Here is a 14,535-nt window from a genome sequence, read left to right on the forward strand (position 1 = left end):
GCGGCAGCAGGTAGCAGGCCTGGTTGACCGACAGGATGTTCGAATCGAGATCCACCGTCAGGCAGGCCGCCATCGCCACGGCCAAAGCCAGCAGGAAGCCGGCGGGCCGGTCCATCGCATGGGCGACGTCGAGCAACGCCACCACGGTGAAGATCAGGAACAGCGCCTGCAGATACCAGAAATGGGCATAGGGGAAGACGTAGATCCGCCACATCGACTCGGGAGCGTCGGTGCCGTGGGCCCCCGGCGCGTTGGTCTGCAACAGGTAGAAGATCGCCGACACCACCAGGAACGGAAAGCCCAGCCGCCGCAGCTTCTTGACGAAGAAGCTGTCCAGCCGGTCCGCCCGCGCCGGGTTCAGGGCGTAGACCAGACCGGAAATGAAGGTGAACAGCGGCATGCGGATCAGCTCGAAGCTGTCGGTGGCGTAGCGGTAGATGGAATCCGCCCCCACCTGCATGCCCGATCCCGGTATGCCGACGACGTGGTAGGCGACCAGCAGGATGCAGGCGAGCCCCCTCAGCTCCACGACATGGTACGGAAGCGTGGCTTTGCGCATGTTCAAGGTCTCCGACACGGCGCTTGTTGGCGTTGGCCGCCGGCCGGGCTCCCGGCAGCGGAAGCGCGGCCTTACGGCGGACGCTACATGGCACCTGCGGACGGCAATTGCACTTCGGGTAAATGCGCCGAAGATCATCCGTAGCGACACTCGGCGCCGCACTGGCGTTACCCTGCACAGCCCCGGCCGGCCCGCCGGGGCACTCCCGACCGGATTTTCCCACCCACCAAGTGGATTGTTCCGGCGCGGCGTGCCGGCTCCGGGATTTCCGCTTGCTACCACGGCCGGCCTGTGCATACTGCGCGCCTTCATAACTCCTTGCCGGCGGCCCGCCGTCGGCTAGGCCCGGGCGGCTGACCTGATCCATGAGGGAACGGGCGCAGCGCCGGACCATGAACAGCCATGGGGAGTGCAATGGCACTTTACGAGTGCGTGCTGATCGCGCGCCAGGACATTTCGGCCGCCCAGGCCGAGCAGCTCTCCGAGCAGTTCGCTCAGATCGTCCGCGACAATGGCGGCACGGTCGCCAAGAGCGAGTACTGGGGTCTGAAGACCCTCACGTACAAGATCAAGAAGAACCGCAAGGGTCACTACACCCTGTACAACATCGACGCGCCGGCCGCCGCCGTTGCCGAGATGGAGCGGAACATGAGCATCAGCGAAGACGTGCTGCGCTACATGACCGTGCGTGTCGACGCCCTCGACGCCAACCCGTCGGCGATGATGCAGAGCCGCAACGAGCGTGGTGATCGCGGCGAGCGTGGCGATCGCGGTCCGCGTCGCTTCGACGACCGTGGCCCGCGTCCGCCGCGCCGTCAGGAAAACACCGCCGCTGCCGAAGGGGAGTCCGTGTAAATGAGCGACAAGCAGACCACGGGCGCTCCGGCCCGCACCGGCGGCGCCCGCCGCCCGTTCTTCCGCCGCCGCAAGACCTGCCCGTTCTCGGGTGCGAACGCCCCGGCGATCGACTACAAGGACGTCAAGCTGCTGTCCCGCTTCATCTCCGAGCGTGGGAAGATCGTCCCGAGCCGCATCACCGCGGTCTCGACGAAGAAGCAGCGTGAACTGGCCCGCGCCATCAAGCGCGCCCGTTTCCTGGCCCTTCTCCCCTACGTGGTGAAGTAAGCCCGGCTGACGGCCGAAATGTGTTGGTGAAGGTCTGAAGGGGTTTCCATGGCCTGGGGTCCGGCCGTTCCGCTGGTGGTCGCCGTCGGCGGTGGTCTGGTCAGCGCGTTCTTCTACCTGTCCGTCATGTTCGGCGGGGTGGGCGCGCTGATCCTGGGTTACCTGGCGCCTTTGCCGCTGTTCCTCGTGGGGCTGTGGCTGGGGACGTCCCCGGTGGTGCTGGCCGGTCTGGCCGGCACGGTCGCGGTGATGCTGGGCACCTCCGGCAGCACGCTGGTGGCGCTGTCCTATCTGGTGACCGGGGCCGCCCCGGTCATCCTGGTGGTGCGGCAGTCGCTGCTGGCCCGGCCGGTCGAAAACGGCAAGGTCGGAAACGGCGGTGCCGCGGGTGCTGGAACCCTGGAATGGTATCCGCCCGGACGGGTCCTGATGGGCCTGACCGGGATGGGCGTGGCGGCGCTGCTCGCCGCGGTGATCCTGACGCTCGACCAGCCCGACGGGCTGGAAGGGCTGATGCGGCAGACCCTGGCCCGAGTCGTCGAGCCGGCGTTCCGCGCGCAGGGCCAACCGGCCCCGGATCCCGCGGAATTCTGGGTGGCGGCTGTCCTGCCGGGACTGGTGGCGGTGTCATGGCTGGTCATGACCATCGTCAACGCGGTGCTGGCGCAGGGGGCGCTGATGCGGTTCGGCCGCAACCGGCGCCCGCCGATGCGTCTGGCCGAACTGGAGTTGCCGGTGTGGCTGGTGCCGCTGTTCGCGGTGTCGGTGCTGGCGGCCTCGGTTGCTCCGGGACCCTTGGGGTTCCTGGCGGTCAATCTGGCGCTGATCCTGGCCGTGCCGTTCGCCTTCGCCGGGCTTTCGGTGGTGCATGTGGTGGCCAGCCGTCGATCGGCGCGCACGCTGATCCTCGTCGGCTTCTACATGATGCTGTTTCTCTTCGGGTGGCCGATCGTGCTTTTGATCGGCCTGGGCATGATCGAGCAATGGATCGGGCTGCGCCGCCGGTTTTCCCCCGCGGCCCCCGGTCAGGAGGACGAGTGATGGAAGTTATTCTGCTGGAGCGGGTCGAGAAACTCGGCCAGATGGGCCAGGTCGTCAATGTGCGTCCCGGCTTCGCCCGCAACTATCTGCTGCCGCAGAAGAAGGCCATGCGCGCCACCAAGGCGAACCTGTCCGTCTTCGAGAAGCAGAAGGCCCATCTGGAGGCCGTGAACCTGGAGCGCCGCAAGGACGCCGAGCAGGTCGCGACCAAGATGGACAACGTGTCGGTCATCGTGATCCGTCAGGCCGCCGAGACCGGCGTGCTCTACGGCTCCGTGACCACCCGCGACGTCGCCGACGCGCTGACCGCCGCCGGCTACACGACCGACCGCAAGCAGGTCCAGATCGACACCCCGATCAAGACCCTGGGTCTGTTCAAGCTGCGCGTCGTGCTGCACCCGGAAGTCGCGATCTCGGTGACGGTCAACGTCGCCCGTTCGCAGGAAGAAGCGGAACTGCAGGCCCAGCGCGGCGGCATGATCACCGCGGCCGACCTGCGTGACGCCGAAGAGGAAGAGACCTTCGTCGAAGAGACCGCGACCGAAGAGGAGGAGGGCTGATCGCCCTTCTCCGCCGCGACGGCCCGTAAAGGACCGTTGCGGCGAACGTCGCACCGCTCGTCCGGAAACCGCCCGCCCCACCCGGGGCCGGGCGGTTTTTCGCGTTTGCGGCCGGCGCTCCCGCTTCGGTTCCGATCGACCGCCCGCCATACGCCCGTAATGCCCGAATTGGGGAGCAGCACTGACCAATTGACAGATTGTCGCACCCTTTGTCGGGGGTCATCCTTGCACCGGCACCGCGGAAGGAGTTCGGCATGCTGCTGGTTCGTCTGCTTGCCGCCGCCATGGGCGACGGAACCCTTGATCTCGTCACCGCCGATGGACAGCACCATCGCATCGGATCCGGACCACCGACGGTAACGCTGCGCCTTCATGATCGCGCCGTGGAACGCGACCTGCTGATCAATCCCCGGCTCCGCTTCGGCGAGGCCTACATGGACGGCCGGCTGTCGGTGGAAGGCGGGACGATCTACGACCTGCTGGCTCTGCTGATGAGCGGCCGCGACGTTCAGGGGGCGCTCGGCCAGATCCGCGAAGCGCTGTCGCCGCTGCTGCGCCGCATCCAGCAATACAACCCGATGGTCCGCGCGCGCCGCAACGTCGAGCATCACTACGATCTGTCGCGCCGCTTCTATCAGCTCTTCCTCGACCGCGACATGCAGTATTCCTGCGCCTATTTCCCCGACCCGGCGATGTCGCTGGACGACGCGCAGGAGGCCAAGAAGCGCCACATCGCGGCCAAGCTGCTGCTGGTCCCCGGCATGCGGGTGCTCGACATCGGCTGCGGCTGGGGCGGCATGGCGCTGTATCTGGCGCGTCACACCGGCGCGCGGGTGACCGGCATCACCCTGTCGTCGGAACAGCTGGCGGTCGCCCGGCAGCGCGCGGAGGAAGCCGGGCTGTCCGACCGCGTCACCTTCGAACTGCGCGACTACCGCGAGTTCGCCGCCGCCAACCACGGTGCCTTCGACCGCATCGTCTCGGTGGGCATGTTCGAGCATGTCGGCGTGCCGCATTACCGCCATTTCTACGATGCGGTGCGCGACATGCTGAACGACGAGGGGGTGGCGCTGGTTCACGCGATCGGCCGACTCGACGGGCCGGGTTCGACCAACGCCTGGATTCGCAAATACATCTTCCCCGGCGGCTACTCCCCCGCCCTGTCGGAGGTGCTGCCGGTCATCGAACGGTCGGGGCTGCTGACCACCGACGTCGAGGTGCTGCGCCTGCATTACGCCGAGACGCTGCGCCATTGGCGGAGCCGCTTCAACGCCCGCCGCGACGAGGCCAGGGCGCTGTACGACGAACGCTTCTGCCGGATGTGGGAGTTCTATCTGGCCGGGGCGGAGCTGAGCTTCCGCCTGCAGGGGCACATGGTGTTCCAGGTCCAGGTCGCCCGCTCGCTGGGGGCGGTGCCGCTGACCCGCGACTACATGCTGAACGCGGAACGCGACCTTGCCGCCGTGTCGAAGCCCGCCAGCGACGCGCGACCGGCGCGGGCGCCGGAATCCGCGGCCTGAACCGGGGAAACCGGGCCTGGACGGGACGGAACGACGAACCGGTAATACCAATCGACCATCTAAACCGGGCGCGGGGCTGCGTTGCAACTGTTTTCCTGCGACATCGACGCCGCAGGCGCCGCCGCGCCTTCCTTTCCGCGACGGGGCAATGCTATATAACCGCGATTAATTTTCCGCCCGGGGTATCGGGGAGCCACCCATCCGGCATGCTCCCCGGCAACAAGCGCCCGCTGGACGGCGCGCCCGGCACCCAAGGAAACACAACGCCCTTACCCGTTCGGGGAGATCTCGCACCCATGACCAAGATCAAGGTAGCCAATCCGGTCGTCGAACTCGACGGCGACGAGATGACGCGCATCATCTGGCAGTTCATCAAAGACAAGCTGATCCTGCCCTACCTCGACATCGACCTGAAATACTACGACCTCGGCATCGAGAACCGCGACAAGACCGACGACAAGGTCACCGTCGAGTCGGCCAACGCCATCAAGCAGTATGGCGTCGGTGTGAAGTGCGCGACCATCACCCCGGACGAAGCGCGGGTGAAGGAGTTCAACCTCAAGAAGATGTGGAAGTCGCCGAACGGCACGATCCGCAACATCCTGGGCGGCACCGTCTTCCGCGAGCCGATCGTCTGCGAAAACGTTCCGCGCTACGTTCCGGGCTGGACCAAGCCGATCATCATCGGCCGTCACGCCTTCGGCGACCAGTACAAGGCCACCGACTTCGTCGTCCCCGGCCCGGGCAAGATGACGATCAAGTGGGAAGCGGCGGACGGCAGCCAGCAGATCGAGCATGAGGTGTTCGACTACCCGAGCGCCGGCGTGGCGATGGGCATGTACAACCTCGACGACTCGATCGAGGGCTTCGCCCATTCCAGCCTGATGTATGGCCTGGAGCGCGGCTACTCGGTCTATCTGTCGACGAAGAACACGATCCTGAAGGCCTATGACGGGCGCTTCAAGGACATCTTCCAGAAGATCTTCGACGAGAGCTACGCCGAGCAGTTCAAGGCGAAGGGCCTGGTCTACGAACACCGCCTGATCGACGACATGGTCGCGTCGGCCCTGAAGTGGGAAGGCGGTTTCGTCTGGGCCTGCAAGAACTACGACGGCGACGTGGAGTCGGACGTGGTGGCGCAGGGCTTCGGCTCGCTGGGCCTGATGACCTCGGTCCTGGTCACGCCGGACGGCAAGACGGTCGAGGCCGAGGCGGCGCACGGCACCGTGACCCGTCACTACCGCGAGCACCAGAAGGGCAAGGAGACGTCGACCAACCCGATCGCGTCGATCTACGCCTGGACGCAGGGCCTCGCCTACCGCGGCAAGTTCGACAACACGCCGGACGTGATCAAGTTCGCCCAGACGCTGGAACGCGTCTGCGTCGAGACGGTCGAGTCCGGTTACATGACCAAGGATCTCGCCATCCTGATCGGCCCGCAGCAGCCGTGGCTGACCACCAAGCAGTTCCTGGACAAGCTGTCGGACAATCTGGAAAAGAAGATGGCCGCCTGGTCGTAAGACCCGGAGGCACGTTTTCACGGGTGCGACGCCGCGTCCGGGTCAAACCGGCGCGCGGCTCAGCTAGGGTTCGGGCGGGGAGTTTCGGCTCCCCGCTTTTTTGTTGCCCGGCTCGTGGCACACCCTTGCGAGGAACGAACCCCATGCCAAACGACCTGTTCCGCGTCGCCGTCGTCGGCGCCGGAGAAACCGGAACGCCCCTGCTGCGCAAGCTGTTGGCCGCGCCGTTCGTGGAGCTGCTGGGGGTGGCCGACCTCGACGACGACGCGCCGGGCATGCGGCTGGCCCGCCACCGCGACATCATGACCACCACCGACTTCATGACGCTGGCCGCGCTGGGCGAAAAACTGGACGTGCTGATCGACGTCACCGGTGTGCCGGCGGTGCGCGAGGCGTTGCGCCGCGCCATGCAGGACAGCGGCAACCACCACACCGTCATCGTGCACGAGATGGTCGTGCAGTTGATGCTGTCGCTGCTGAATGGCGAGCTGGTGCGGCTGAAGCACGAGACGCAGGACTACTGACCCATCCCAAAGGGATTGCCCCCGGGGCGGATTGCCCCATGATGGTGTCGGGCGCCCGCCGTGGCGCCCGCCTTTCCCCGCCTTATCCCAGGAGCGGCCATCCGATGGATCTCGGGATTCTCGTCATCGCGGCCTTCGTGCTGGTCGTCGTCCTGGCGATCACCAGCGTCCGCATCGTCCCCCAGGGCTTCAACGTCATCGTCGAACGGCTGGGCCGCTATCAGGAAACCCTGAAGCCGGGCTTCAACGTCATCATCCCGGTCATCAGCTCGGTGCGGGCCCGGGTCGACATGCGCGAGACCGTGGTCGATGTGCCGGAACAGAGCGTCATCACCAAGGACAACGCGGCGGTGACCGCCGATGGCGTGCTGTATTTCCAGGTCGTCGACCCGATGAAGGCGACCTACGAGGTCAACGACCTGCAGCGGGCGATCCAGACGCTGGCGATGACCACCACCCGCACGGTGATGGGCTCGATGGACCTGGACGAGCTGCTGAGCCAGCGCGAGACGATCAACGCCAGCCTGCTGCGGGCGGTCGACGAGGCCACCTCCTCCTGGGGCGTGCGGGTGACGCGAATCGAACTGCGCGACATCACCCCGCCGGCCGACATCGTCCAGGCGATGGCCCGCCAGTTGAAGGCCGAGCGCGAGCGCCGCGCCGTGATCCTGGAGGCCGACGCCGAGAAGGAAAGCCAGATCCGCATCGCCCAGGGCCGGCTGGAAGCCGCCAAGCTGGAGGCTGAAGCCCGCGAGCGCCTCGCCGCCGCCGAGGCCAAGGCGACCCGCCTGGTGTCGGAGGCGGTGGCGCAGGGATCGAATCAGGCGCTCGGCTATTTCCTCGGCCAGAAATACATGGAGGCGTTGACCGCCTTCGCCACCTCGCCCAACCAGAAGACCATGATCCTGCCGGTCGAGATGTCGGGCATCGCCGGCGCGCTGGCCGGGCTGAGCGAGATCGTGCGTGACGCCACGCCGCCCCGCCCACCGACCGCGGCGGAGTTGCGCTCGCAGCCACCAGGGCCCTGGTCACGGCCGGCCAACACCGAGCCCGTGATGCCGCCGCCGACGGCGCAGGAGTAGACCGATGTCGCCGCTGCTGTGGGGGGCGCTTGGCGCCGGTCTGATTGCGGCCGAGCTGGTCATCCCCGGCATCTTCCTGATCTGGTTCGGCGGCGCCGCGCTGCTGACCGGGCTCGTCACCGCGCTGTCGGGCGACTGGGGGCTGGTCAACGAGGCCGGCTTCTTCACCATCGCCGCCGGCGCCGCGGTGTGTGCCGCCATCATCCGCGCACGATCGCGGCAGACCGCGGCCGGCGCTCAGGCGGCCGGCGACCGCGAGGCCAACCGCATCAACGACCGGGCCGGCCAACTGGCCGGCCGTCACGTCACGCTGAGCGAACCGATCGTCAACGGCCATGGCCGCCTGTTCATCGGTGACACGCTGTGGCCGGTCGAGGGGCCGGACCGCCCGGCCGGCACGGCGATGATCGTCGCCGGCCACCGTGGTCTGGTGCTGACGCTGCGCGACGCCACCCCGGCGGACACACCCGTGGACGGGCGAAAGGGGGCCTGACATCGGCCCCCTTCCCACTCACTCGTCGGCGTAGGGATTCTTGCCCTTGCGAAGCAGCAGGCGCAGCGGCACGCCGGGCAGGTCGAAGCTGTCGCGCAGGTGGGTGGTCAGATAGCGCTGGTAGCTTTCCGGCAGGTCCAGCGGCTTGTTCACGAACAGCGCGAAGGTCGGCGGGCGGCTTTTCACCTGGGTGACGTAGCGGATCTTCACCCGGCGGCCCTCGATCAGGGGCGGCGGGTGATGCTCCAGCACGCCTTCGATCCAGCGGTTCAGCTGGGCGGTCGGGATGCGGCGGGTCCACACGTTGTAGGTCGCCAGCACGGCGTCCAGCAGCGTGTCGAGCTTGTGCTGCTTGAGGGCGGAGATGGTGACGACCTGCACGCCCTTGATGTAACCCAGCGCGGCCTGGAGCTTGTCCTCCACCTGGCGCAGGGCCATGGCGCGATCCTCGACCGCGTCCCACTTGTTGACGGCGATGACCAGCGCCCGCCCTTCGGAGATCACCAGCCGGGCGATGGTCAGGTCCTGCTTGTCGAGGATGGCACCGGCATCGACCACCAGCACGACGACGTTGGCCATGCGGATGACGCGCAGGCTGTCGGCAACCGCCAGCTTCTCCACCTTCTCGTCGACGCGGGCACGGCGGCGCATGCCGGCGGTGTCGACCAGCTTGAAGCGGCGGCCGCGCCACTCCCAATCGACGGCGATGGCGTCGCGGGTCATGCCGGCCTCCGGGCCGGTCAGCACGCGTTCCTCGCCGAGGATGCTGTTCAACAGGGTCGATTTGCCGACGTTCGGCCGACCGACGATGGCGATCTGGATCGGCTTGCTGCGGTCTTCCTCCGGCTCCGGCTGGTCGCCGATCGGGAGCGCGGCGTTCTCACCGCTGTCCGCCTCCTCTTCGGGAGCGTCGTCCTCGTCGGGCGGGGCGTAGGGCAGCAGGGCTTCGACCAGATCGGCCATGCCCTCGCCATGCTCGGCCGACAGCGGGATCGGGTCTCCGAGGCCAAGCTCATAGGACTCGAACAGGCCGGGCTGGCCGGCCTTGCCCTCGGTCTTGTTGGCGACCAGCAGGACCGGCGTCTTGCTCTTGCGCAGCAGGGCGGCGAAGTGGCGGTCGAGCGGCGTGATGCCGGCGCGCGCGTCGATGATGAACAGGGCGACGTCGGCGCGTTCCAGCGCCTGTTCGGTCTGGCGGCGCATCCGCGCCTCCAGGCTGTCGTCGGTGACGTCCTCCAACCCGGCGGTGTCGACCACCGTGAAGGACAGCCCGCCCACGAAGCCGGGGGCGGAGCGCCAGTCACGGGTGACGCCCGGCGTATCGTCCACCAGGGCCAGCTTCTTGCCGGCCAGACGGTTGAACAGGGTCGATTTGCCGACATTCGGCCGACCGACGAGGACCACGGTGAACGACATGGGGCCAAAGGCCTTTCACAACAGACAGAAGAGAGAAACCGCGATCAGCGGAACGCGACCAGCGTTCCGTTGTCGCACAGGACATAAAGAGTGTTGTTGGCGACGACCGGCGGCAAGTAGGACCCGGCCGGAAGCGTGCGGGTGACCTCGATTCGGCCATCGGACGGCGACAGGCCCAGCAGCTTGCCGTTCGACCCGGCAACCCACAGCCGGTCGCCGGCCAGAACGGGGCCGGCCCAGACGATCGGGCCGGACTTGTCCTCCGGATCCTTGAAGCGGTCGAGCGGAGCCACCCAACGGACGCGGCCGGCCTGACGGGTGACCGCCACGACCTCCTGGTCGTTGGTGATGACGAACAGATGGTCGCCGGCCAGCCACGGCGTCTGGACGCCGCCGATTTCCGTCTCCCAGATGCGGTTGCCGATGCGCTCGTCGATGGCGACCATGCGGCCGGAATGACCGATGGCGTAGACGGCGCCGCGGTCGACCACCGGCAGGCCGCGGATGTCGGCCAGATTGCTCAGCGCACCGGTGCGACGCACCGCCGCCAGGCTCTCCTGCCAGGCGACGCGGCCGTTTTCCGGACGCAGCCCATACAGCTCGCCCGAGGAATAGGGCGCGACGACCAGCGTCGAGGTCGCCGCCGGGCTGGCGGCGCCGAGCAGGCCGGCGGTCTCCAGGATGCCCTGGTGCGACCACTGCACCGCCCCGTCATCGGCCGACAGCGCCTGCAACTGGTTGTCGAGCGTCACCACCAGGACACGGCCGCCCGACACCGTCGGGGCGCCGCGCACCGGGCCGGCGATGCGCTTGCGCCACAGGATCTTGCCGGTGGCGGGATCGAGCGCCAGCACCTCGGCGTAGCCGGTGGCGGCGTAGACCCGGCCGTCGGCGTAGGCGACGCCGCCGCCGGTGGCACCGCCGCGCTCGTTCTCCGGCCGGGTGTCGACGCGCCACAGCGACTGGCCGCTGCGCTCGTTCAGCGCCGACACATGCGAATCGGCGTCCATGGCGAAGATGCGGCCGTCGGCGATCACCGGCGTGCCCAGCAGCGCGCGCGAGCTGCTGGAGCCGGAACCGATGTCGGCGCGCCACGCGTCGTTCGGGTTGGCCGACAGGGCGAGGTTGCCCAGGGCATGGTCAGGCGTGCCGCCGGGCTGCGCCCAGGCGTTGTTGGCGACCGCCTGCGGCACGGTGACGGCGACGCCGGCCAGTTGGGCGTCCGGCTCCACCTTGCGCTCACGCGTCAGGACCGACACGCGCTTGCCCGGCAGGGGCGGATCGGGCGTCTTGCCGAACCAGCCGCCGATGGTGTCGCAGCCGCCGAGGAGGAGAGCCAGCAGCGACGCGGACAGAAGCGCGGTGCGGCGGATGTTGCGGGCCGTGGTGGCGGCCGTCGCCTGGATGGTGGTCATGGCCTTGGGTCAGCCCTTGCCGTAGAGGGAGGCGAGATCGGCGGCGCGGGTGCGCACACCGGCGGGCGCCTGCGAATCGTCCGCCAACTGCTTGTACAGCGTGCGGGCCTTGTCGGTGTCGCCGGCGCGGGCCGCCAGCATCGCCATCAGCTCGCGCGCCGTGAAGCGCCAGGGGCTGCCTTCGGCGGTCAGCGGCTGGAGCGTCGCGCTCAGCTGCGCCGCGTCGCCGCTGTCGGCCCGCTGCATCACCGCCAGCAGGGTGGCGAGGTCGCGGTAGGACGGGGCGACCGCGCCGTTGGCGGCGATGCGGTCATAGATCGTCGCGGCGTCGGCCGGCTTGCCTTCGCGGATCAGCAACGCCGCGGCGTTGAACTGGGCGATGGCGGCCAAGCTGGGGTCGGCCGATCCGGCGAAGGCAGCCAGCGCGTCGACGCCCTTTTCCGGCCCCTGCGCGGTCTGCGAGATGGCGGTGACCAGGGCGGCGGTCTGGTCGTAGCGCTTCTGCTGCTGCCAATGGCGCCAGTAGCTGTAGCCGCCGGTGCCGGCGACGACCAGCACCGCCGCGGCGATCATGGCGCCGCCGTACTTCTTGAACAGGTGCTCCGCGCGGTCCCGGCGCAGATCCTCGTCGACTTCGCGGAAAATATCGCTCATGGCGCTGCGGTGGCGTCCTTGCGGTGGCGGCTTCGCGCGTGGCCCGGATGGCGGCGCGGGTCGGTCTGGTCGTGCGGAGCGGCGCCGGCCGGCGGGCCGGACGGACGATTCCACAGGACCAAGAGGGGCGGATAGCATCGGCCCGCCCGCCGGGTCAAGAGCGAGGGCGCCGCAGCGGGCCCGCAGGCCCGACTTTCCGCGACTTTCCTTCCAGCCGGAGCCGGCTCCCGCCCATAAAAAGAGCCGCGGAGCGATGCCCCGCGGCCCAGTGTGCTGCCCCGGACGTGCCCCGGGCCCTCATCAACGATCGAACGAACGACGGTCAGGCGGACATCGCGGCGGCGGCGATGACGGCCTGGGTCCGGTTCTTCACGCCCAGCGACTTGAAGATCGCGGTGACGTGGATTTTCACGGTGCCTTCCGACAGGCCCAGCTCATAGGCGATCTGCTTGTTCGACTTGCCCAGCCGCAGGCATTCCAGCACTTCGCGCTGGCGCTGGGTCAGGCCATAGCCGGCGTTGCGGTCGGACACGTCCATGGTGCGGCGGCGCGGGGCGGCCTCCATGCTGGCGGTCAGCGCCCCCGGCGGCAGGTAGATGCCGCCCGAGAACACCAGGTTCAGGGCGCCCATCATCACCTTGACGCTGCTGGATTTCGGGATGTAGCCGGTCGCGCCGTGGTCGAGCGCGCCGCGGATGTCGCCCAGCGCTTCCGACGCGGAGATCACCACCACCGGAACGCCCGGCTGCAGCGCCTGGATCTCGCGCAGCCCGTCGAATCCGGGCCAGCCCGGCATGTGCAAGTCCATCAGCACGATGTCGAAGGTGCCGCCGACGCGGCACTGCTCCACCACCTCGTCGAAGGTCCCGGCCTCCACGAAGCTGGCTTCGCCCTGCAACTGCTCGAGCAACCGCCGCAGGCCTTCACGGAACAGCAGATGGTCGTCACCGATCAGAATTTTCATGGTCCCCGTCATCCTCGCTCGCCGGCCCGTCAGGGCTCCTGTCGATAGCTGCCCGGTCGCCCCCGCGGCACCCGGATCACCCCACGCACTTCGGTCCTGGTCTCAAGGCTGCGGCAGTGGTCGTCGATGGCCGATGGCCGGCGCTTGAATGGCCCCGGCCGTTGGTGGTGGTTGATGGTCTTTCATCCACATCGGCCTGACGTCCGTCTGCCGTTCTTGGCTCGTATTGGCTGTGTTGGGTACCTGATACCACGATCGGAAGAGCACCTGTATCCGGACAAGGGCCATAGGTCATTCGAGGCCGCAGCATTCAGGCGAAGCGCCTTTGGTCATGGGGCCGCCAAGCACTCCTTCCGACAAAAGTCATAGCGTCACCTGTGACGGAGAATTGAGTTATCCTGCCGGCTCATTGGAATCATTCGGAATGTGCCCTGTTGTTTCCGTCAGGGTTGGGATTTTCCTTGGAACATTGACTGCGGGACAGCGTTCGTGAAGCAGGACGCGGGGCTACCCCCGAATCGGCCGCGAAAGTGAGGACGCCGAACCCACCACCAAACCGATCGGGTGACTCTGAAGGATGCCTGTACCAACGCGCATTCCCGTGTGACCCGTCCAGCACACATCATCCCTTAGGTGTTACCGTTCCGAAACATGGAGCGACCAACAAGGAGACGACAAGCGATCTTGGCTGATCATCCATCGCCTGATTTACGCAGAGCGTCATTCATTTCTAAATCACCCAGTGCGATCAGGACTTTCCTCCCGGGAATTTCCTGCCGTGCAGAAATACTTGGATATCCGCTGAGGTTTTTCGACGACGTGCCTGGGCCAACCGGCCGGTTTCCTTCTCAACCCTTGATGCAGGCGGCGACGCCCCAAGCCGGGCCGGCCGTGGATGCCTCCTCCAGACAGAGCTGACCCATGCACACACACCATGAGTACGCCCATGAGAAAGCATCTCACCAGACCCGCAACGCGGTGACTCCCATGCATGTCTGCCTGATCCTCGACAACAACGCGCTCACCGAGACGGTGGTGCAGCAGCTCGACCGCGGCGGCCGGCACCGGGTGACGGTCCTGCACGACATCGGCGAGCTGACGCAGAGCGCGCTGACGCCGGATGCGATCCTGATCGGGCTCCAGCAATTCACCGCGCTGCGCGAAAACGAACCGATGGTCTATCTGAGATTGTCGCGCCGGTCGCGAATCGTCGTGGTCCTGTCCTCGCGCGAGTTGCTGGACGCTGCCCACATCCTGGCCTTCGCCGACGCCTGGGTGTTCGAGGATCTCAACGTCGACCGCATCAACGAACTGCTGGATCTGGGGCTGGAGGGGCATTGCCTGATGCCCAAGCAGTTCCTGTCCCGCCTGGGCGTCGACGAGATCCGGCTGACGCTGCTGCCGCGCCTGTCCGATCCGGAGTTCGAGACGCTGCGCCTGCTGGGCGAGGGCATGAACAACCGGACGATCGCCAACGCGCTGGACCTGTCGGAAGCGGTGATCAAGTCGATGGTCCGCAGCGTGCTGTCCAAGCTCCATTTCCGCAACCGGACGGAGGCCGGCGTCTTCGCCGCCCGCCAGCAGGGCGCGCTGGAGCAGGCCCGCGCCGGGGTGACGCCCCCCCACATGCTGGCGTCGCAGCAGCGCCGCGCCGGGGTCTGA

General features: G+C 67.6%; 15 protein-coding genes. 10 read left to right on the forward strand and 5 right to left on the reverse strand.

Going from position 1 to position 14,535, the window contains the following annotated elements; all coding sequences use genetic code 11:
- The coding region (locus TSO352_RS06250; RefSeq protein ID WP_146210724.1) for an acyltransferase at positions 1-559 on the reverse strand (559 nt) is incomplete at its 3' end.
- A gap of 414 nt (positions 560-973) precedes the next feature.
- Here TSO352_RS06250 and rpsF point away from each other — a divergent pair.
- The 9 genes from rpsF to TSO352_RS06295 all read left to right on the forward strand — a co-directional run bounded on the left by rpsF (position 974) and on the right by TSO352_RS06295 (position 8,424).
- On the forward strand, positions 974-1,414 hold the full coding sequence (rpsF, locus tag TSO352_RS06255) for a 30S ribosomal protein S6 (RefSeq protein ID WP_109106438.1): 441 nt from the start codon (positions 974-976) through the stop codon (positions 1,412-1,414).
- Entirely contained in the window at positions 1,415-1,684 is a 270-nt protein-coding gene (rpsR, locus tag TSO352_RS06260; RefSeq protein WP_012974291.1) for a 30S ribosomal protein S18, read from the forward strand.
- 48 nt (positions 1,685-1,732) lie between these two features.
- Positions 1,733-2,725: a DUF2232 domain-containing protein gene (locus tag TSO352_RS06265; RefSeq protein WP_109106439.1), complete on the forward strand. Its 993-nt coding sequence runs from the start codon at positions 1,733-1,735 to the stop codon at positions 2,723-2,725.
- Positions 2,725-3,285, forward strand: coding sequence for a 50S ribosomal protein L9 (gene rplI / locus TSO352_RS06270; protein WP_109106440.1), 561 nt, complete (start codon positions 2,725-2,727; stop codon positions 3,283-3,285). Before TSO352_RS06265 ends, rplI begins: the two co-directional genes overlap by 1 nt.
- 254 nt (positions 3,286-3,539) lie before the next feature.
- Positions 3,540-4,805 (forward strand): cyclopropane-fatty-acyl-phospholipid synthase family protein, encoded by a 1,266-nt coding sequence (locus TSO352_RS06275; protein ID WP_109106441.1) that lies wholly within the window; start codon positions 3,540-3,542, stop codon positions 4,803-4,805.
- 296 nt (positions 4,806-5,101) lie between these two features.
- The gene (locus tag TSO352_RS06280) at positions 5,102-6,325 is read left to right on the forward strand and encodes an NADP-dependent isocitrate dehydrogenase (RefSeq protein WP_109106442.1); all 1,224 of its coding nucleotides are present in this window, start codon (positions 5,102-5,104) and stop codon (positions 6,323-6,325) included.
- A gap of 143 nt (positions 6,326-6,468) precedes the next feature.
- On the forward strand, positions 6,469-6,849 hold the full coding sequence (locus TSO352_RS06285) for an oxidoreductase (protein WP_109106443.1): 381 nt from the start codon (positions 6,469-6,471) through the stop codon (positions 6,847-6,849).
- A gap of 104 nt (positions 6,850-6,953) precedes the next feature.
- Positions 6,954-7,931 carry an SPFH domain-containing protein gene (locus TSO352_RS06290; protein ID WP_109106444.1) on the forward strand — a complete coding sequence of 326 codons (978 nt, stop codon included), beginning with the start codon at positions 6,954-6,956 and terminating at the stop codon, positions 7,929-7,931.
- 4 nt (positions 7,932-7,935) lie between these two features.
- Positions 7,936-8,424, forward strand: a complete 489-nt coding sequence (locus TSO352_RS06295) for an NfeD family protein (RefSeq protein ID WP_109106445.1) — start codon at positions 7,936-7,938, stop codon at positions 8,422-8,424.
- A gap of 18 nt (positions 8,425-8,442) precedes the next feature.
- Here TSO352_RS06295 and der read toward each other — a convergent pair whose 3' ends face one another.
- The 4 genes from der to TSO352_RS06315 form a co-directional block, all read right to left on the reverse strand.
- On the reverse strand, positions 8,443-9,840 hold the full coding sequence (gene der / locus TSO352_RS06300; RefSeq protein ID WP_109106446.1) for a ribosome biogenesis GTPase Der: 1,398 nt from the start codon (positions 9,838-9,840) through the stop codon (positions 8,443-8,445).
- 44 nt (positions 9,841-9,884) lie between these two features.
- Positions 9,885-11,255, reverse strand: coding sequence for a PQQ-binding-like beta-propeller repeat protein (locus TSO352_RS06305; RefSeq protein WP_109106447.1), 1,371 nt, complete (start codon positions 11,253-11,255; stop codon positions 9,885-9,887).
- Positions 11,256-11,264: 9 nt separating this feature from the next.
- Positions 11,265-11,909: a tetratricopeptide repeat protein gene (locus TSO352_RS06310; RefSeq protein WP_109106448.1), complete on the reverse strand. Its 645-nt coding sequence runs from the start codon at positions 11,907-11,909 to the stop codon at positions 11,265-11,267.
- Between the two features lie 322 nt (positions 11,910-12,231).
- Entirely contained in the window at positions 12,232-12,873 is a 642-nt protein-coding gene (locus TSO352_RS06315; RefSeq protein ID WP_109106449.1) for a response regulator transcription factor, read from the reverse strand.
- 921 nt (positions 12,874-13,794) lie between these two features.
- On the opposite strand from TSO352_RS06315, the gene TSO352_RS06320 reads away from it, so the two are divergent.
- The gene (locus tag TSO352_RS06320; RefSeq protein ID WP_247871924.1) at positions 13,795-14,535 is read left to right on the forward strand and encodes a LuxR C-terminal-related transcriptional regulator; all 741 of its coding nucleotides are present in this window, start codon (positions 13,795-13,797) and stop codon (positions 14,533-14,535) included.

Source organism: Azospirillum sp. TSO35-2 (genome assembly GCF_003116095.1).
In the GTDB taxonomy this organism is placed as follows: Bacteria; Pseudomonadota; Alphaproteobacteria; order Azospirillales; family Azospirillaceae; genus Azospirillum.

Bases quoted from the DNA above. Each gene is read 5' to 3' on its own strand.
- TSO352_RS06305 (WP_109106447.1), bottom strand. From the start codon at position 11,255: ATGACCACCATCCAGGCGACGGCCGCCACCACGGCCCGCAACATCCGC.
- rpsF (WP_109106438.1), top strand. From the start codon at position 974: ATGGCACTTTACGAGTGCGTGCTGATCGCGCGCCAGGACATTTCGGCC.
- rplI (WP_109106440.1), top strand. From the start codon at position 2,725: ATGGAAGTTATTCTGCTGGAGCGGGTCGAGAAACTCGGCCAGATGGGC.
- TSO352_RS06265 (WP_109106439.1), top strand. From the start codon at position 1,733: ATGGCCTGGGGTCCGGCCGTTCCGCTGGTGGTCGCCGTCGGCGGTGGT.
- TSO352_RS06315 (WP_109106449.1), bottom strand. From the start codon at position 12,873: ATGAAAATTCTGATCGGTGACGACCATCTGCTGTTCCGTGAAGGCCTG.
- TSO352_RS06320 (WP_247871924.1), top strand. From the start codon at position 13,795: ATGCACACACACCATGAGTACGCCCATGAGAAAGCATCTCACCAGACC.
- der (WP_109106446.1), bottom strand. From the start codon at position 9,840: ATGTCGTTCACCGTGGTCCTCGTCGGTCGGCCGAATGTCGGCAAATCG.
- TSO352_RS06295 (WP_109106445.1), top strand. From the start codon at position 7,936: ATGTCGCCGCTGCTGTGGGGGGCGCTTGGCGCCGGTCTGATTGCGGCC.
- TSO352_RS06280 (WP_109106442.1), top strand. From the start codon at position 5,102: ATGACCAAGATCAAGGTAGCCAATCCGGTCGTCGAACTCGACGGCGAC.
- TSO352_RS06290 (WP_109106444.1), top strand. From the start codon at position 6,954: ATGGATCTCGGGATTCTCGTCATCGCGGCCTTCGTGCTGGTCGTCGTC.
- rpsR (WP_012974291.1), top strand. From the start codon at position 1,415: ATGAGCGACAAGCAGACCACGGGCGCTCCGGCCCGCACCGGCGGCGCC.
- TSO352_RS06275 (WP_109106441.1), top strand. From the start codon at position 3,540: ATGCTGCTGGTTCGTCTGCTTGCCGCCGCCATGGGCGACGGAACCCTT.
- TSO352_RS06310 (WP_109106448.1), bottom strand. From the start codon at position 11,909: ATGAGCGATATTTTCCGCGAAGTCGACGAGGATCTGCGCCGGGACCGC.
- TSO352_RS06285 (WP_109106443.1), top strand. From the start codon at position 6,469: ATGCCAAACGACCTGTTCCGCGTCGCCGTCGTCGGCGCCGGAGAAACC.